The 17,318-nt window shown below is 38.3% G+C and carries 17 protein-coding genes; 7 read left to right on the top strand and 10 right to left on the bottom strand.

Translation table 11 applies throughout. The features are described from left to right. Nucleotides 1-170: 170 nt before the first annotated feature. Complete coding sequence (gene cmk / locus BLR27_RS04000) at nucleotides 171-848, bottom strand: (d)CMP kinase (RefSeq protein ID WP_090701084.1); 678 nt, start codon at nucleotides 846-848, stop codon at nucleotides 171-173. A 106-nt stretch (nucleotides 849-954) separates the two neighbouring features. Between cmk and arfB the strand changes: the two genes are divergently transcribed. After that, on the top strand, nucleotides 955-1,365 hold the full coding sequence (gene arfB / locus BLR27_RS03995; protein WP_090700457.1) for an alternative ribosome rescue aminoacyl-tRNA hydrolase ArfB: 411 nt from the start codon (nucleotides 955-957) through the stop codon (nucleotides 1,363-1,365). A 16-nt stretch (nucleotides 1,366-1,381) separates the two neighbouring features. On the opposite strand, the gene BLR27_RS03990 is transcribed toward arfB, so the two are convergent. From BLR27_RS03990 to lon, 3 genes are all read right to left on the bottom strand, one after another. After that, a complete protein-coding gene (locus BLR27_RS03990) occupies nucleotides 1,382-2,347 on the bottom strand; it encodes a lipid A deacylase LpxR family protein (protein ID WP_090700454.1) in 966 nt (321 codons plus the stop codon). Nucleotides 2,348-2,412: 65 nt separating this feature from the next. Beyond that, nucleotides 2,413-2,928 (bottom strand): hypothetical protein, encoded by a 516-nt coding sequence (locus BLR27_RS03985; RefSeq protein ID WP_090700450.1) that lies wholly within the window; start codon nucleotides 2,926-2,928, stop codon nucleotides 2,413-2,415. A 76-nt stretch (nucleotides 2,929-3,004) separates the two neighbouring features. Continuing rightward, on the bottom strand, nucleotides 3,005-5,482 hold the full coding sequence (lon, locus tag BLR27_RS03980) for an endopeptidase La (RefSeq protein WP_090700445.1): 2,478 nt from the start codon (nucleotides 5,480-5,482) through the stop codon (nucleotides 3,005-3,007). A 338-nt stretch (nucleotides 5,483-5,820) separates the two neighbouring features. On the opposite strand from lon, the gene BLR27_RS03975 reads away from it, so the two are divergent. Both BLR27_RS03975 and BLR27_RS03970 read left to right on the top strand, forming a co-directional pair. Then, entirely contained in the window at nucleotides 5,821-6,435 is a 615-nt protein-coding gene (locus BLR27_RS03975) for a tetratricopeptide repeat protein (protein WP_090700441.1), read from the top strand. Nucleotides 6,436-6,524: 89 nt separating this feature from the next. Continuing rightward, nucleotides 6,525-6,875, top strand: a complete 351-nt coding sequence (locus BLR27_RS03970) for a hypothetical protein (RefSeq protein WP_090700437.1) — start codon at nucleotides 6,525-6,527, stop codon at nucleotides 6,873-6,875. Nucleotides 6,876-6,906: 31 nt separating this feature from the next. Here the strand turns inward: BLR27_RS03970 and BLR27_RS03965 are convergent, their stop codons facing one another. Both BLR27_RS03965 and gpmI read right to left on the bottom strand, forming a co-directional pair. Further along, nucleotides 6,907-7,434 (bottom strand): hypothetical protein, encoded by a 528-nt coding sequence (locus BLR27_RS03965; protein ID WP_090700434.1) that lies wholly within the window; start codon nucleotides 7,432-7,434, stop codon nucleotides 6,907-6,909. Continuing rightward, nucleotides 7,434-8,957, bottom strand: a complete 1,524-nt coding sequence (gene gpmI / locus BLR27_RS03960) for a 2,3-bisphosphoglycerate-independent phosphoglycerate mutase (protein ID WP_090700429.1) — start codon at nucleotides 8,955-8,957, stop codon at nucleotides 7,434-7,436. Before gpmI ends, BLR27_RS03965 begins: the two co-directional genes overlap by 1 nt. A gap of 82 nt (nucleotides 8,958-9,039) precedes the next feature. Here gpmI and BLR27_RS03955 point away from each other — a divergent pair, with 82 nt between their 5' ends. From BLR27_RS03955 to BLR27_RS03940, 4 genes are read left to right on the top strand one after another with little or no spacing between them, the layout of a single operon-like run. After that, nucleotides 9,040-9,441 carry a DUF4783 domain-containing protein gene (locus tag BLR27_RS03955; RefSeq protein ID WP_090700424.1) on the top strand — a complete coding sequence of 134 codons (402 nt, stop codon included), beginning with the start codon at nucleotides 9,040-9,042 and terminating at the stop codon, nucleotides 9,439-9,441. 43 nt (nucleotides 9,442-9,484) lie between these two features. Continuing rightward, nucleotides 9,485-10,339: a carboxylating nicotinate-nucleotide diphosphorylase gene (gene nadC, locus BLR27_RS03950; RefSeq protein WP_090700420.1), complete on the top strand. Its 855-nt coding sequence runs from the start codon at nucleotides 9,485-9,487 to the stop codon at nucleotides 10,337-10,339. 54 nt (nucleotides 10,340-10,393) lie between these two features. After that, complete coding sequence (gene plsY / locus BLR27_RS03945; protein WP_090700414.1) at nucleotides 10,394-11,038, top strand: glycerol-3-phosphate 1-O-acyltransferase PlsY; 645 nt, start codon at nucleotides 10,394-10,396, stop codon at nucleotides 11,036-11,038. Nucleotides 11,039-11,064: 26 nt separating this feature from the next. Further along, on the top strand, nucleotides 11,065-11,880 hold the full coding sequence (locus BLR27_RS03940) for a M48 family metallopeptidase (RefSeq protein ID WP_090700410.1): 816 nt from the start codon (nucleotides 11,065-11,067) through the stop codon (nucleotides 11,878-11,880). Here the strand turns inward: BLR27_RS03940 and BLR27_RS03935 are convergent. The 4 genes from BLR27_RS03935 to BLR27_RS03920 are packed head-to-tail and all read right to left on the bottom strand — an operon-like array spanning nucleotide 11,873 to nucleotide 17,289. Next, entirely contained in the window at nucleotides 11,873-13,165 is a 1,293-nt protein-coding gene (locus BLR27_RS03935; protein ID WP_090700407.1) for an anthranilate synthase component I family protein, read from the bottom strand. The two genes, BLR27_RS03940 and BLR27_RS03935, sit on opposite strands and share 8 nt — an antisense overlap. Nucleotides 13,166-13,216: 51 nt before the next feature. After that, on the bottom strand, nucleotides 13,217-14,491 hold the full coding sequence (locus tag BLR27_RS03930; RefSeq protein WP_090700402.1) for an adenylosuccinate synthase: 1,275 nt from the start codon (nucleotides 14,489-14,491) through the stop codon (nucleotides 13,217-13,219). 32 nt (nucleotides 14,492-14,523) lie between these two features. Further along, entirely contained in the window at nucleotides 14,524-15,000 is a 477-nt protein-coding gene (locus BLR27_RS03925; protein ID WP_090700398.1) for a Fur family transcriptional regulator, read from the bottom strand. A gap of 57 nt (nucleotides 15,001-15,057) precedes the next feature. Further along, entirely contained in the window at nucleotides 15,058-17,289 is a 2,232-nt protein-coding gene (locus BLR27_RS03920) for a RelA/SpoT family protein (protein WP_090700393.1), read from the bottom strand. Nucleotides 17,290-17,318 lie beyond the last annotated feature (29 nt).

The raw sequence follows: 17,318 nt of genomic DNA, 5'->3' as shown, positions 1-17,318 counted from the left end.
TCAGTTAAATGAGCCATTTTCTGTTCCGGGGGTATGTAAAGTACTGGATAGTATGGATTCTTTTGAGATGAAAAAAAGCGGGTAATTATCGCATTTGGTAAATAGGAAAATGTTTACCCTCGTGGAAAGGATAAAAAGGCATTCCTGAAAGGTGTTTTAATAATTGAAACTTATATTGCGAGGAGTGGTTTGATATATACCATAGCAAAGTCCAGTTGTTGGGCTTCATCAATATAGCTATTGTCCAATACCACTGCATCCTCTGCCTGGATCAAGGGGCTCTCCTCCCTGGTGGTATCCTGATGATCACGTTTGGCAAGATTTTCAAAGATCTCATCAATATTTACTTTTTCACCCTTACTGATAAGTTCATTATATCTTCTTTCTGCCCTGATATGAGGATCAGCTGTCATGAATAGTTTAAGATCTGCATCAGGAAAGACCACCGTTCCAATATCCCGACCGTCCATCACGATGTTTCCTGTTCTGCCCATTCTTTGCTGTTGCCTCACCATTTCTATGCGAACGTCTTTTATGGCACTGACTGTACTAACCATATCTGCGACAGGCATCTGACGTATTTCTTTCGAAACATCTTCGCCATTCAGGGTAATTAATGTTTGACTTTCTGTTGTTTGAAAATCCAGGTGAATATCATTTAAGGCATTTTTAATCGATTCCTGGTCTTTAAGATTTATCTTATTTCTAAGAAAAAACAAGGTTACCGACCTGTACATAGCTCCACTATCAATATAAATGAAATGCAATCTTTTGGCTAATGCTTTTGCCAATGTGCTTTTACCGCATGAAGAATATCCATCTATGGCTACAACAATATTTTTGCTCATTCCTGCAAAAATAGGATTTGCTTTGGATATCTGAATAGTGCTGTTCAGATTTCTAACAAAAGACTCTGCAAGGATCCTGTTGATTTTCAAATTGCTATTTTTGTGTATGACATTTTCTAAACAGGATCTTTTGAAGGAAATTACATTCCGGACTTCCAGAAGCGGAGGCAAGGGGGGACAGAATGTTAATAAGGTATCCAGCAAGGTTGAACTTAATATAAATATAAGATCATCACCGATATTTACAGAAGGAGAAAAGGAATTGTTATTTCTGAAACTTGCCAACCGGATTAATTCAGAAGGAGTGCTTCAGGTTATCACAGAAGAGGAGAGAAGCCAGCTTCATAATAAGGAGAAGAGTATTGAAAAACTTCTAATACTTCTAAAGAAGGCATTGTACAAGCCAAAGCTTAGAAAACCAAGCAAACCAAAGAGATCAGCAATAGAAAAACGATTGAAATCAAAGCAATTGACAGCCTTGAAAAAGATCAGCCGCAGGGCTCATTTTAATGATTAGATAATATTGATCAGATCTAATTAAATCTGTAGTACAAAGCAATGGAACCAAATTGATGTGGTTTTGCTATGCTTTCCACTTCCCTGGTTTTAAATAATATGGAAAAATCGGCTGTAAAACGGTTGTGAGAATAGATTGCTCCTGCCTGCTGACTAAAAACCACAGGCTTAGTCTCAAATACAACCGGTCCCTTTTCTTTTATAAACAGCCCACCCTGAATGGTTGCATCATATGCAATATAATGCAGCATTGGTTTCGCATAAAAAAAGAACTCTTTTTTAACCAGATCCTTTTCGGGAGCGTTTTTTGAAATCCTGCTTTGAGTGCCTGCTGAATTAAATAGTGGATTTATTGCTCCTGCTCTGAACGTGATGCCTGCACCGGCTCCTGAAAAGGTATTTCCGATATTAACATAGGAGTTAGCTGCAAAATCAACCTTGCCAGTCTTTGAGCGATTAAGTAAATAGTTGTATTCTGCTGACGCGTTTATTGCAAATTCATTTTTAACCTGCCATTGCCATCCATTGATCTCATAGAACCCAACTACATCATGCATCAATTCCTGAGCTTCCTTTGCCAGGGCAGATGGACCAATGGTTCCAGTCTGCAAACTCAGCTTAAGGTTATTCTCTGAATTGTACAATAGGTTAAGAGCAGCTCCGGCATATAAATACCCTGCAAAGGGGCGGTCAACATTGACAATATCCAGAATGCTACCTGATTGAGGATTGTATATTTTTTGACCTGCTTCAAATTCAAGGATCATTTTATTGAGTTTTTTGTTTCCCAATTTACTTTGATCTAATGCAGTGCGAAAGTTTAGTAATAATCCGTTGGTATAATACCGGTCTTGTCCACCGGCAAGATAGGAGTCGTTTTCACTTCTGAATCCGAATTCACTTTTATAATTATTGGTTTGAGCCTTTGCTGAATAAAAAGAAAGACAAAAGGTAAGACATAACGATAAAATTGCTTTTTTCATTTAATAGGTAAAAGTAGAAGGTTTAGGTAGATATTAAATCCAACAAAATTGCATTTCTTTCAGGATTAAAAACTGTATCCTAAACTTAATCCTGCATAGTAGGGAATAAAAAAATCCTTGTTGAAAACCGGACTGAGTCCTGCTCTGAATGAAAATCCACGATCAACAGGTTGTAGTCTGTAAGAAAAGCTCATTGTCCCGATGATATTACTGTTGTTTTCATCAAATAAAAAGGAGTCATCGTTGCCACCGGTAGCCAGAAGTGTAGCACCAAGGCCCATCTCGAAAAAATGTCTTCCCTTTCCCAGCAAGTAGTTCAGTGATAAAGGTACGGTGGTTGCATTATCGCCTTCTATAGAGAGGTAGCCAATTCCTGCCCTGCCGCCAAAGCCATCTCTGCGGTTTGAAAAACGAGAGTCGTAATTGGCGGTAAATAACAATCCCTGACCACCTAGCTCAACAAATATATTTTGTGCCCTTTTTTCATTTCCTGAAGAAGTTGAACCGGATTCCTGACCTTTTACAAGGACGCTTAAAAACAATAAGACAAGGGTTAATAATGCAGTGTATTTTGTTTTCATCTTGCTTTCATTTTGGATATAGTAAACCCTATTAATATTATCGATATAAATATAACCAAAATTGCAATACTGCAGTTTAATGTACTGCAGCAGATACAGGGTTTCTTACAGAAATATCAATGGCATCCTTTACTTTGTCCTTACTTAGAGCTAATTCAATAACTTCTTTCATCTCACTTACATAATGAAAGCTCAGGTCTTTTATATAATCCTCTTTGATCTCAAGAATATCTTTCCTGTTCGATTTTGACAATATGATCTCCTTGATATTTGCTCTTTTCGCAGCAAGAATTTTTTCTTTGATCCCCCCGACAGGCAATACCTTACCACGAAGTGTGATCTCTCCGGTCATAGCCAGGTGAGGTTTCACTTTACGTTGGGTAAATGCAGATGTCAAAGCTGTTAACATGGTAATTCCCGCTGAAGGTCCGTCTTTTGGTGTTGCACCTGCCGGAACATGTACATGAACATCCCATTGATCAAACAAGCGGAAATCAATATTAAATTTTGAGGCATTGGCACGTAAATAAGCCATGGCTATTGTTGCAGACTCTTTCATCACATCTCCAAGGTTGCCCGTAAGCGATAGTTTCCCTTTTCCGGGACTTAAACTTGCTTCGATAAACAGAATATCACCTCCCACCTGAGTCCATGCAAGTCCTGTGACAACACCAGCAACCTCATTGCCTTCATAAAGGTCTTTATCATATATTGGCGGACCAAGAATAGTCTCTACATCAGTTTTGCTAATAGATGGATTATATTCCACATCCATTGCAATTTTAGTTGCAACACCACGAACCAGTGATCCAATCTTTTTCTCAAGTCCTCTGACACCCGATTCACGGGTATAGTCTTCGATGACTTTTTCAATAACATTAGCCTTTAGAGATATGTCTTTAGATTTAATACCATGCTGTTCACGCTGCTTGGGTAATAAATGCTGTTTCGCGATCTCAATTTTCTCTTCTATGGTATAGCCATTCACCTCAATGATCTCCATACGGTCTAATAATGCCGGTTGAATGGAACTCAATGAATTGGCAGTAGCAATAAACATAACGCTTGACAGATCATAATCTACTTCAACATAATGATCGTAAAATGCATTATTTTGTTCAGGATCAAGTACTTCAAGCAGGGCAGAAGATGGATCTCCACGGAAATCATTGCCTACTTTATCTATTTCATCAAGAACAAATACAGGATTAGAGGTACCGGCCTTTTTTATCGACTGTATGATCCTTCCGGGCATAGCACCAATATAGGTTTTGCGATGACCTCTTATCTCTGCTTCATCTCTTATCCCACCCAGGGCCATTCTGACATATTTTCTGCCTAATGCTTTTGCAATGGATTTCCCCAGTGAAGTTTTTCCAACTCCCGGAGGGCCTACCAGGCAAAGTATTGGAGCCTTCATGTTATGCTTTAGTTTTAAAACAGCCAGGTATTCAATGATCCTTTGTTTTACTTTTTCAAGCCCGTAGTGATCTTTTTCCAGAACTTTCTCAGCTCTTTTCAAATCGAAATTATCCTTTGTGAAATCATTCCATGGCAGATCCAGAAGTAATTCCAGATAGTTTATCTGAATGGAATAATCAGCTGCTGCAGGGTTCATTCTGGATAATTTTTCAATCTCCTTATTGAAATGAGTGGCTGCGTCTTTACTCCATTTTTTTCTGGTGGCCCGTAATCTTAAATTTTCTATCTCCAGATCGGGTGAGTTACCACCTAACTCTTCCTGAATGGTCTTTAATTGCTGATTCAGGAAATAATCTCTCTGTTGTTTATCAAGGTCAACTCTGACTTTTGATTGAATCTGGTTTTTAAGCTCCTGCATTTGCAGCTCCTGAGTTAAATGACCCAGAACCATTTTTGCACGTTCATGCAAGTTAACTACTTCCAGCATTTGCTGTTTTGCAGCCACATCTGCATTCATGTTGGAAGAAATAAAGTTGATCAGGAATGATGAACTTTCAATATTTTTTATGGCAATACCTGCTTCGCTAGGGATATTAGGAGAAAGTTGTATGATCTGCATGGCCATCTCTTTAATGGAGGCCATCAGCGCTTTAAACTCTTTGTCAGTTTTTGGCCTTATCTCTTCAAATTTCTGTATGCTAGCCTTAATGTAAGGGTCACTCTGGACCTCTTCATTTAGGCGGAAACGCTGTTTACCCTGAATGATAACGGTCGTATTTCCATCAGGCATCTGTAGCATTTTAATAATAAGTGCTACTGTTCCAACCTGATTCAACTGCTCAAAAGTAGGATCTTCAATGCCAACATCACGCTGGGAAACAACCCCAATGATTCTGTCGCCACGAAAGGCATCTTTTATTAATTTGATGGATTTATCTCTGCCAACTGTTATAGGAATAACGACACCTGGAAATAAAACAGTATTTCTTAAAGGCAGAATCGACAAAATGTCTGGTGTCTCTTCGTTGTTCATTTCCTCTTCATCCTCCTGGGACATCAGCGGAAAGAACTCAGTATCTTCATTAATTAAGGGCAATGTACGGTTAAAGTCAAAGTTGTCGTAGTTACTCATCTATATCTTTAATAACGTCATAATGACAGTTGAATTTATTCAAAGGCTATAAAACAGCCTGCATATTAAAAGTGCAAGGTATGTGCCAATTCCCGTTCTTGTTAATAATCGGCAGATTCAATTTTATTTACCGACAATTCTACCGGCTTTATTAATTTATTGCTTTATGACAAACATTTTATTAATTAAAGATACGATGATTACTCATTTCCAGGGTTTACAAGATTCCCGATCTTTCAAATAACAATTTCTTTTTTCTTCTGTTTTATAAATTTGTACATTTAAAATAATTTACGATTTAAGTCGTTCTAAACCAATATAATTTTTCGCTAATTCAAATGAGATCATTCTTAGGTTTATTATTAATCCTTTTAACAGCGGATATAGCATTCGCTCAAACTTCTTACCATAAGATGGGGCAAAAAGCCCTTATTGACGGAAATTTTAAAGCAGCTGTTTCCAACCTCGAAAAAGCACTTGCTACAGACTCTTCAGACGTGAACACCCTTTATATGCTGGGATATTCATATTATCATTCCGCCAGTTATAAAGCAGCAGTAAATACCTTTAATAGGGTAATTTCTTTAAAGCCGGGTGAGAATAGTGCCTATTATTACAGGGGAAAAGCCAGAAATATAATGGCAAATGAAACAAAGGGCATTTCAAATTCAGATCGTGAAAAATTGCTTCTTTCATCTATTAAGGATTTTTCCAGGGCCATTGAACTGAATGCTGAAGATGTGAAATTGTATCAGAACAGAGCCGTTGCTTATAGAGATTATGGAGTATTGAAAGGTCAGAAAATTCCTAATTTTTACGATAAAAATAAAGCTACAAGCTCATTCAGAGCTTGTATTTCAGATTTTGAAAAGGTTTTGTCAATCACTCCTGATCGAAGAGATATCATAACTCAGTTAGCAGATGCAAAAACTTACATGCAAAATCTGAAATAATTTTTAAGATTTAAATTTTTGAAAACCCGGTAATCGCCGGGTTTTCTTTTTTAAAAGAATTTGGGGATATTGGCTATTCAAATAGCTCAATGATCAATTCTATAAGAAAATTTGAAAACCTGCACATCGCATGCTGGCTTATTAAAGATACCTGCTGGGTTATGGATATCCGTACTCTGGGTATTATAATGATCTTTCCAACTCTTTTTCTTGCCTTTTATATAACCTATAAGTTTAGACAGCTTTTATCTGAATTGTACCATAATTTGGCTGTATGTTTTTGGATAATGGCCAATACCATTTGGATGATCGGAGAATTTTTCTTTGATGATACACTCCGGCCTTATTCAATTGTGTTTTTTCTTGCCGGACTTCTGGTCATCTTATATTACTACCTTTTTGTTTACAGAAAACTAAAAGTTGATTCCGAAATTGAATAAGTTGATTTGAACAAATGACTTCTCGAAGTCTCTATTTGATTATTTCAGCGTTGATGCGGTAAGAATTTTTACCCAGAAGAATGACTTTTTGGTTCTTATCAATGCTATATGCTGAGTCTGGTATATAGATGAGCGTTTCTGACGACTCATAGAGATAATTCCTGCTGATATTTTTGATCTTTATTTGCCTGGGTTTGCCATTGATGTCTTTTATGATCCGGATCTCCCTGGTACGTAAATTTGGATCAATAGCATGATAGGATACTGAACTGCTATCTTCTATGATCTTATAACTATCCTGCCATGCGGCTTTGTTGATATCCGATCCTGTAAAAAGACTGAGTTCATTTTCCCAGTCAATTGAAAGGCTGGTTTTTGTTTCTGAAAGACCATTTTGTTCGATCGTTTTATCTACGGCAGACTTATTCCTGGTCAATCGTAATACCTCGGCCTCGAAAAAACCTTTAATATCTGCATAAGGAGCTTTAAAAGCCTTCTCTTCTGCTGGTTTACAGGAGAGCAGGATAAAAAAAAGCAGAAAAATAGGACTAGCTCTCATTAAGATACCAGTATGTCTCCAGTCATGATTTCGGGAGACTCAATATTCATAAGTTTCAGGATCGTAGGAGCAACATCGCCGAGCTTACCATCATGAATATGCTTATAGTCCTTGTCGATTAATATACAGGGGACAAGATTAGTGGTATGTGCGGTATTGGGAGAGCCATCTGCATTAACCATGTAATCGGCATTGCCATGATCGGCCAGAATAATGAATGAATAGCCATTTTTTATACCGCATTCAACTACTTTCTGAAGACATTGGTCTACCGTTTCAACAGCTTTGACTACGGCACTGAAAACTCCGGTATGTCCAACCATGTCAGGATTTGCAAAGTTCAGACACACAAAATCAGGCCATCCATTTTCCAGTTCAGTACATATTGCATCTGCAATTAGTCTTGCACTCATTTCAGGCTGCAGATCATATGTTGCAACTTTTGGTGAAGGAATAAGTATCCTTTTTTCATTTGCAAACTCTTTTTCTCTTCCGCCCGAAAAGAAAAAAGTTACGTGAGGGTATTTTTCAGTTTCGGCGATACGAATCTGTTTTTTGTTGTTTTTCTCAAGAACAGCACCCAGGGTATCATTCAGATCATCCTTGGTGAATATGACACGAACATTTTTAAAGGTATCATCGTAGCTTGTCATGGTCACATAATATAGATCAAGGGGTTTCATTTCGAACTCAGGGAATGCCTGCTGAGTTAAAACAGTGGTAATTTCCCTTCCTCTGTCTGTTCTGAAATTGAAGCATATTACAACATCTCCTTCTTCAACTTTTCCAATAGGGAGACCATCATTATCTATTTTTACAATTGGCAGAATAAATTCATCGCTTACACCCTGGTCATATGAACTCTGGATACTTTCAGAAATATCATTACTTGGTTTCCCTGTGCCGTGTACCAGAAGGTCATAAGCTAATTTAACTCGTTCCCAACGATTATCTCTGTCCATGGCATAATAACGACCCACAACAGAAGCAATCGTTCCTGTTGAATTCTGCAAGTGGTCTTCAAGTTCCATAATGAACCGCAGACCGGAGTTAGGGTCGGTGTCACGGCCATCCATAAATGAATGAATGAAAACATTTTTGACCTGATTGGCTTTGGCGGCATCACATAGCCCTTTTATATGATCGATATGAGAATGTACTCCTCCATTTGATAATAGTCCAATAAAGTGTACATTTTTATTATTGTTTTTTGCATAATCGAATGCTGATTTTAAAACCGGGTGGTTAACCAGTTCATTGTCTCTGACAGCTTTATTTATCCTTCCCAGTTCCTGATAGATCACTCTGCCTGCACCGAGATTCATATGTCCGACTTCAGAATTTCCCATTTGCCCTGCCGGTAGTCCAACTGCCTCACCGGAAGCCTCAAGTTTAGAATTTGGATAGGTTTTGATCAGCTGATCAAAAAATGGGGTATTTGCTGCACTTACCGCATCAGACTTATCATGTTTCCCGTAGCCCCATCCATCGAGAATAAGAAGAATTGCTTTTTTATTTTCCACAATGCAAATATACACTCACTGATTAAAATAATGTACATTATTTGTATTATGGCGTAATTATTGCTCTGCTACCTCTAAGAATATGGGAACTTCAATCTTTATCACTATTTTTTCTTTTTTTATAATATTATCACCTGTTAAAAGCCAGAAAACAGATGCTTTTGATTCCATTGCCGGATATTTCAAAGCATCAGACAGCCGGAATATTTCCGGACATTTTGCTCCCTTAATAGAAATGAATATTCTTATGGACGAGAATGAATATTCAAAAGCCCAGGCAGAACTTATTCTCCGGGATTTTTTATCAAAGAATAAACCTGTTTCTGTAAAAGTAATTCACCGCCTTAACTCAAGTCCAAATTATCGGTTCGCTGTTTTATCTCTTCAAAGTGCAAATAGTAAATTCAGGGTTTCTATCTCTATGGCAAAGGATGGGGAGATGTTCTATATTAAGGTGATCAGGATAGAGTACGACAAAGGATAAATTTATTAATAAGTATTTCTATTTTTGGGGACAGTCAATTTAAATGAATTTAGACAAAGAAATTTTAGTGCCATTCATTCTCAATGCTCTCGCTGAGGATGTTGGTGATGGAGATCATACATCACTTTCTACAATACCTGAAGGTCAGGAAGGAAAAGCCAAATTACTCATTAAAGATTCAGGTATCATTGCCGGGATTCAGGTTGCTTTAGAGATATTCAAAATTGTTGACCCAAAACTTAGTATAGAGGTATTGATCGCTGATGGGCAGCCAGTAAATTATGGTGATATAGCCTTCTACGTTTCGGGAAGTGTACATTCAATTCTAAAGGCAGAACGTCTGGTTTTAAATATTATGCAACGAATGAGTGGCATTGCAAGTAAAACTAACCGAATTGTTAAGATCCTTGAAGGGACAGCTACCAGAGTTCTTGATACCCGAAAAACCACTCCCGGATTGCGCTATCTTGAAAAGATGTCAGTAAAGATAGGAGGAGGAGTGAATCACAGGTTTGGTCTATATGATATGATACTGATCAAGGATAATCATGTTGATTATGCCGGAGGTATTACAAACGCAATAAGATCAGCACAAAATTACCTGAAAGTAAATCAGATTAATATTCCAGTTGAAATAGAAGTCAGAAGCTTGCAGGAGTTAAAGCAAGTGATCGAAATTGGCGGGATAGACAGGATATTACTTGATAATTTTGAGTTCTCAATGCTCAGGGAAGCTGTTGATCTGATCAATGGTGCTTTTATTACTGAAGCATCCGGAGGAATTACTGAAGAAAATGTCCTGGAATATGCACACTGTGGTGTTGATTATGTATCAATGGGAGCGTTGACACATTCTGTAAGAAGTCTCGATATGAGTTTAAAGGCAGTAAAATCCTAAATAAAATTAAAATTTGATCTTTACACCTGATTGAATTAGTAATATTGCACCTGAATGATTTCAATTTACTCCATTTCGGCATTAATTCTTGCATACCTTTTCGGTTCTATTCCTACAGCAGTATGGATAGGACAGGCTTTTTATGGAATCGATGTTAGGGAATATGGCAGTGGAAATGCAGGTGCTACCAATACATTCAGGGTTTTAGGGAAAAAAGCCGGAATTGCAGTAATGGTACTTGATATTTTAAAGGGTTATACGGCAACTAATCTTGCCTATCTGATCGGTCTTTCAGTTACTGGTCCGCAAAATTCAGTTCAGTTTGTTAATTATCAGCTTGCACTAGGTGTTACAGCAGTAATGGGCCATTTATTTCCAGTTTTTGCAGGTTTTCGAGGTGGAAAAGGAATTGCAACTTTATTTGGAATGATATTAGCAGTACACTCAGGGGCAGCATTGCTTTGCGTTCTTACCTTTGTAGTTGTATTGATGATTTCAAAATATGTTTCGTTGAGTTCAATACTTTCAGGATTTACATTCCCTTTAAGTATTATATTCATTTTTCAATCACCGATCCGTTCAGTAGTTCTCTATGGAATGTGTATATGTGTATTGATCCTGGTCACACATCAAAAAAATATTGAACGTCTATTAAAAGGGAAAGAATCAAAAGTCAATCTGTTTAAAAGAAAAGAATAACACCCCTGATATTTTAAAACAGAATTATGAAAACACTATCCATGATCAGCGCACTTGCTATTAGTGCCCTGCTTTTTTCCTGCTCTCAGGTACCACTTACAGGACGTAACCAATTAAGTTTGGTTGATGATGCTACCTTACAACAGGCAGCAGGACAGGCCTACAATCAATTTCTATCTGATCCCTCAACAAAGGTCATTTCCAGTGGAGCTGATGCACAAAGAGTTAAAACTGTTGGCAATAAGCTGGCTACTGCCATTAACCGCTACATGCAGGCAAATGGTTATGGAGATAAATACAATTATCAATATCAATTTACGCTTGTTCAGAGTAAAGATATTAACGCCTGGTGTATGCCGGGTGGTAAAGTAGCTATATATTCGGGAATCTTGCCGGTAACTCAAAATGAAGCAGGACTTGCCACAGTTATGGGTCATGAGATAGCGCATGCTATTGCCCAGCATTCAGCAGAAAGGTATTCACAAATGACTCTTGCACAGGCAGGCGGCGGACTTGTAGGTGCAGCTGTTGGTGGTGCATCGCAAGGTACGCAGCAAATTATAGGTCAGCTGTATGGAATTGGCGGTCAATTGGCAATATTGAAATATTCACGTAACCAGGAAAGTGAAGCTGATCGTTTAGGCTTGATCTTTATGGCTATGGCCGGTTATGATCCTACAAATGCAATAGCATTTTGGGAACGTATGTCAACAGCTAAAGAAGGAAATGGTACTCCTCCTGAATTCCTTAGCTCTCACCCAAATGATGCGAGCCGTATTTCTGCGATCAGAAAATTATTGCCTGAAGCACGTCAGTTTTATACAGGAGCCAGAATTAAATAAGTTTATTCTGTGTATTCAGGGATAAGACTTCAGTGATCGCCATCCCTTTCAATAAACATTCGTCGTATTCCTTTTCTGGGTCGGAATCCAGTGTTATTGCACTGCCGACATGGAAAGACAAATAGTTTGAATCAGCATTGTAGAGGATCGTGCGTATAACCACATTGAAGTCGAAATCGCCGTTGGGAGCAAAATACCCAACGGCCCCGGAATATACTCCGCGTTTACTGCGTTCATATTTCTCAGCAAGCTGCATAGCACTTATTTTAGGCGCACCGGTCATTGAGCCCATCGGGAAGGTATTTAATATTATACTGGTATTTGGGAGGCCTTCCTTTACTTCACAAACCACTGTTGATATCATTTGGTGAACTTGTTTAAAGCTATACAAGCCAAAAAGTTCTTCTACTTTTACAGTCCCTGCCTTTGCGCTTTTTGTCAGATCGTTTCTTACCAGATCAACGATCATCACATTTTCAGATCTTTCTTTTTCATCCTTAAGGAGCAGATTTTTTTGCTCTTCATCCTGAATTGCATCCGGTTTCCTGGAAGATGTGCCTTTTATAGGCTGACTGATCAGTTTATTACCTCTGCGACTAAGGAAACGTTCTGGCGTTGCTGAAATAATGTAATGGTCCTTTATTTTGAAATAGTTAGCGAATGGAGTAGGGGAAAGTTTGTTTAATTGAATGAAGACATCAAGCGGGTTAATGCAGGAGTTTTCAGCATAAAATTCCTGGCAAAAGTTAAGTTCATAAATATCGCCCCGCTGTATATGTTTCTGAATTTCCTGAACCGTGCTGATATATTCATCCCGGCTGAACCGGCTTTGAATGTGCGGCTTTTTAACAGGTTCTAAAGATATAGGAACCACAAATTCATTCAGAGTTATCCAGATGTCTTCAGGCAAATCGCTATAGATCTGAACCTCATTTCCCTTGATTAAAATGGTATGCTGAGGCAGGAAAAAGTGTATGTCCTGAAATGCAAGATGATCCGGATTGTTTGAATATAACTCCTCTGCCTCATTTTTAAGGTCATACGAGAAATAACCAGGAATAAAGGCCTGATTCTGTGATAAAAGATCATTTAATTGATCAAAAGATCCTTTTTCTGAATGATTCAGATCCTTTTTTACTCCTGCTGCAATAAATACATCAAATGCTGAATAGGGATCAGAATAATGATTTGAATCAAAATAGCAGGCGGTAGTAAAGGAATTCGCCCAATGTAAACCCTTTAATTTTAATGTATCCGGATCATCAGTATAGAAAACCTTTAACATAGATACATTAAATCATAATTACTGCCATAAATAAATTTTATGCAGCCTTTACTAGCAAAGTGTTAGTGTTTGTACACGATCTGGACCTACAGAAAGATATTTTACCGGTACACCCAGATGTTTTTCAAGGTAGTTGATATAATTCTTTAGTTTTTCCGGAATGGCATCGATCTCACGAATTCCTGTGATATCTTCTGCCCAGCCTGGAATTGCTTCGAATATAGGCTCTGCTTTAACAGCATTGATATCATATGGCATATAATCAATTACTTCACCATTGTATTTATAATGGGTACAGGCATATATAGTTTCAAATCCGCTAAGCACATCCGCTTTTGTCATGACCATTTCTGTCACTCCGTTAAGCATGATCGCATATTTTAATGCAGGAAGGTCAATCCAGCCACAGCGGCGCGGCCTGCCTGTAGTTGCTCCAAATTCATGGCCAATTTTTCTTAGTTCTTCGCCTGTCTCATCTTCCAGTTCTGTTGGAAAGGGACCGCTGCCTACACGTGTACAGTATGCTTTAAATATTCCGATTACGCTCCCTATGTTTTTAGGGGCAACACCTAGACCTGTACAAGCTCCTGCAGTGGTGGTATTTGAAGAGGTAACGAAAGGGTAGGACCCGAAGTCGATATCAAGCATAGTGCCCTGAGCGCCTTCAGCCAGAACTTTCTTTCCTTCTCTTAAATACTGATTAACAAAATGCTCGCTATCAACCTGAGGAATAGATTTTAATAATTCTACAGCTTCAAAGAATGCTGCTTCTTTTTCAGAATAATCAGGGATCTCACCGTAATGTGATAAAATAGATCTGTGTTTATTTACCAGCCGGTCATAACGCTCACGGAAATCTGTAAGCATGGTATCACCAACACGTAAGCCATTCCTGCCTGTTTTATCCATATAAGTCGGGCCGATACCTTTTAAGGTCGAACCAATTTTTGCCGCCCCCATATTACTTTCTGACGCTGCATCAAGCAATTGATGTGTAGGCAGGATGAGGTGTGCCTTGCGGGCAATAACCATCTTTTTTCTGGCTACCGGGTCAAATCCGTTTTTTTTCAGATTATCAAGTTCTCTTTTTAAAATGATCGGATCGATAACCACCCCATTTCCGATCAGGTTCATGGCCTTGTCGTTGAATATTCCTGAAGGAATTGTATTCAGAACATATTTCTGATTATCAAACTCCAATGTATGACCAGCATTTGGTCCACCCTGAAAACGGGCAATTAAGTCGTATTCAGGACTTAATACATCAACAATTTTTCCTTTTCCTTCGTCGCCCCATTGGAGGCCTAACAATACGTCAACAGTCATGATTTAAAATGCGGGGTATGGGTATATTAAAATTAATTTTTATTTACAAATGAATCGCAATGCCCTTCTTTCAGGCGACCACAATTGCCATATAAATTGAGAGAATGATGTTTTATGTCGAATTTCAAAATATCGCCCATCATACTTTGGATCTGTTGAATTCTTGGATCACAAAATTCTACTACTTTTCCGCAATCAATGCAGATAATATGATCGTGCTGCTTGTAACCGTAAGATTTTTCGAACTGTGCCATGTTCTTGCCAAACTGATGCTTGGTAACCAGGTCGCATGAAACCAAAAGCTCAAGGGTGTTATAAACAGTGGCACGACTTACCCGATATTTCTTATTTTTCATATGGATATACAATGATTCCACATCAAAATGGTCGTTTCGGGAATAAATTTCTTCCAGGATTGCATAGCGTTCCGGGGTTTTTCGCAAGCTTTTATTTTCAAGATAAGCCTCAAAAATTTTAATTACCAGTGCAATAGTGTCTTTTCCGGACATAGTATGTTTTAGTGACCCCCAAATTTATCCAAAAAATAAGAATATTCAGTATTTAATTCAGGAAGCCTTTACCAAATCTTCAGGGTTTGAATCAAAACGTGTTACCGAAGTAACCCCAACAACTTCCTTCAGCTTGTTAATGAGGTTGTCAAGATGCTTCGTATTGTTCACATAAACCATGATAGACCCCTCGAAAATACCATTATCAGTATCAACGGTGATCGAACGCATATTAACTTTGAAATCACTCGAAATTACCGTTGTGATTTTATTAATCAGGCCAACATCATCAATGCCAGTAATATGTAATCCGGTTAAGAATGCCAGTTCTTTTTGTGAATTCCAACGGGCTTTTACAATCCTGTAACCGTAGTTTGACATGAGTTTTGCTGCATTTGGGCAATTGGTGCGGTGTATCTTGATGCCATCACCAACGGTTACGAAACCAAATACATCATCCCCGGGAATTGGGTTACAGCAGCTTGAAAGCTTATAATCCAGTTTCTGAAGGTCTTCACCGATTAATAATGTGTCGTTATCGTCACCTTTTACTTTCTTTATCAGCTGCTCATTATAGCCATTATCAATTTTTTCTGGCTTATTCTCAACAACTTTTTCAGAAGCTACAAACTCTTTAAGTTGTTTTACATCGATCTTTCCCTGAGCAACATTATAAAAAAGGTCAAGGGTAGATGAAAGTTTGAAATAATACGAAAGCTTGTAAAGGTTATCGGTATTGTAAGTGACTTTTAAAGATTTGAGTTTTCGTTCCAGTATTTCTTTTCCCTGCTCAGCGATCTTTCTTTTTTCCTCTTTTAATGAAGATTTGATCTTGGATTTCGCCTTGGCAGTTACAACAAAACTAAGCCAGTCTTCTTTTGGGCTTTGCTTCCCTGAAGTTATGATCTCTACCTGATCTCCATTTTGAAGTTTATGAGATAATGGAACCAGTTTATGGTTGACCTTGGCTCCAATACAACTTGCACCAATATCGGTATGGATCTCGAAAGCAAAGTCAAGTGCGGTAGCTTCAACAGGCAGCTGAATCAATGCACCTTTTGGAGTGAAAATAAATATCTCATCCGAGAAAAGGTTCATCTTGAAGTCATCCAGGAAATCTAATGCATTGGCTTCAGGGTTGCTCAGCAGCTCGCGTACTTTATGGATCCACTGGTCAAGGCCACTGTCTGTATTAGGTTCTTCTTTATATTTCCAATGTGCAGCAAAGCCTTTCTCAGCAATTTCGTTCATTCTGTTAGTACGAATCTGAACTTCCACCCATTGTCCTCTGGGACCCATTACAGTAGTGTGCAGTGATTCGTATCCGTTTGCCCTCGGTGAAGATATCCAGTCGCGGAGGCGATCAGGGTTCGGACGGTATAGATCTGTAACTATAGAATATGCTTTCCAGCAATCTGATTTTTCACTTTCAGGTTTACTGTTCAAGATAATACGAATGGCAAAAAGATCATATACCTCATCGAAAGGAATATTTTTCTTGCGCATTTTGGTCCATATAGAATGTATGGACTTCGGTCGTCCGTACAGGTCGGCATCAAGGCCCTGTTCGTTTAATATTTCTTTGATCGGTGTTATAAAATCCCTTATGAAATTTTCCCGCTCTGCTTTTTTCTCATTTAGCTGCTGTGCAATGAACTTATAAGTAACCGGTTCCATGTACTTCATGGCAAGGTCTTCAAGTTCTGATTTTAAGGTGTAAAGGCCCAGCCGGTGTGCTAAAGGAGCATACAGATAAACTGTTTCTGAAGAAATTTTCAGCTGCTTATCTCTGGGCATAAAGTCCATCGTACGCATATTATGCAGACGATCGGCCAGTTTGATTAGAATTACCCTGACATCATCAGCAAGGGTAAGAAGCATTTTTCTGAAGTTTTCAGCCTGTAATGAGCTGTTATAGTCAAATACCCCGGATATTTTTGTTAATCCATCAATGATCTTTGCAACTTTTTTCCCAAACTCGCGCTCAATATCATCCAGTGTAATGTCAGTATCTTCAACAACATCATGAAGCAGCGCACACACAATGGATGTTGTACCCAAACCAATTTCTTCTGCAGCGATCTGTGCCACCGCTATTGGGTGGTAAATATATGGCTCACCAGATTTTCTGCGCATATTCTGATGGCTTGCCAGGGCCATGTCAAAGGCAAGACGAATCATTCGCTTGTCGCCTTTTTGCATAGTCGACTTACATGCCCTTAATAATGCACGATATCTCTTAAGTATTTCTTTCTTTTCCGCTTCAATATCGATCACAAGTTCTTTCATCCTTTAACACAATAGCTATTTCTAAAAAA

Origin of the sequence: Daejeonella rubra (genome assembly GCF_900103545.1) — a bacterium.
Classification (GTDB): domain Bacteria; phylum Bacteroidota; class Bacteroidia; order Sphingobacteriales; family Sphingobacteriaceae; genus Daejeonella; species Daejeonella rubra.
The sequence above is the reverse complement of the archived record's forward strand: the minus strand, read 5'-3'. Positions and strand labels throughout refer to the sequence as shown.

Coding starts and splice junctions, on each gene's coding strand:
- cmk (WP_090701084.1), bottom strand. CDS start 848: ATGAGCAAAAATATTGTTGTAGCCATAGATGGATATTCTTCATGCGGT.
- arfB (WP_090700457.1), top strand. CDS start 955: ATGACATTTTCTAAACAGGATCTTTTGAAGGAAATTACATTCCGGACT.
- BLR27_RS03990 (WP_090700454.1), bottom strand. CDS start 2,347: ATGAAAAAAGCAATTTTATCGTTATGTCTTACCTTTTGTCTTTCTTTT.
- BLR27_RS03985 (WP_090700450.1), bottom strand. CDS start 2,928: ATGAAAACAAAATACACTGCATTATTAACCCTTGTCTTATTGTTTTTA.
- lon (WP_090700445.1), bottom strand. CDS start 5,482: ATGAGTAACTACGACAACTTTGACTTTAACCGTACATTGCCCTTAATT.
- BLR27_RS03975 (WP_090700441.1), top strand. CDS start 5,821: ATGAGATCATTCTTAGGTTTATTATTAATCCTTTTAACAGCGGATATA.
- BLR27_RS03970 (WP_090700437.1), top strand. CDS start 6,525: ATGATCAATTCTATAAGAAAATTTGAAAACCTGCACATCGCATGCTGG.
- BLR27_RS03965 (WP_090700434.1), bottom strand. CDS start 7,434: ATGAGAGCTAGTCCTATTTTTCTGCTTTTTTTTATCCTGCTCTCCTGT.
- BLR27_RS03955 (WP_090700424.1), top strand. CDS start 9,040: ATGGGAACTTCAATCTTTATCACTATTTTTTCTTTTTTTATAATATTA.
- nadC (WP_090700420.1), top strand. CDS start 9,485: ATGAATTTAGACAAAGAAATTTTAGTGCCATTCATTCTCAATGCTCTC.
- plsY (WP_090700414.1), top strand. CDS start 10,394: ATGATTTCAATTTACTCCATTTCGGCATTAATTCTTGCATACCTTTTC.
- BLR27_RS03940 (WP_090700410.1), top strand. CDS start 11,065: ATGAAAACACTATCCATGATCAGCGCACTTGCTATTAGTGCCCTGCTT.
- BLR27_RS03935 (WP_090700407.1), bottom strand. CDS start 13,165: ATGTTAAAGGTTTTCTATACTGATGATCCGGATACATTAAAATTAAAG.
- BLR27_RS03930 (WP_090700402.1), bottom strand. CDS start 14,491: ATGACTGTTGACGTATTGTTAGGCCTCCAATGGGGCGACGAAGGAAAA.
- BLR27_RS03925 (WP_090700398.1), bottom strand. CDS start 15,000: ATGTCCGGAAAAGACACTATTGCACTGGTAATTAAAATTTTTGAGGCT.
- BLR27_RS03920 (WP_090700393.1), bottom strand. CDS start 17,289: ATGAAAGAACTTGTGATCGATATTGAAGCGGAAAAGAAAGAAATACTT.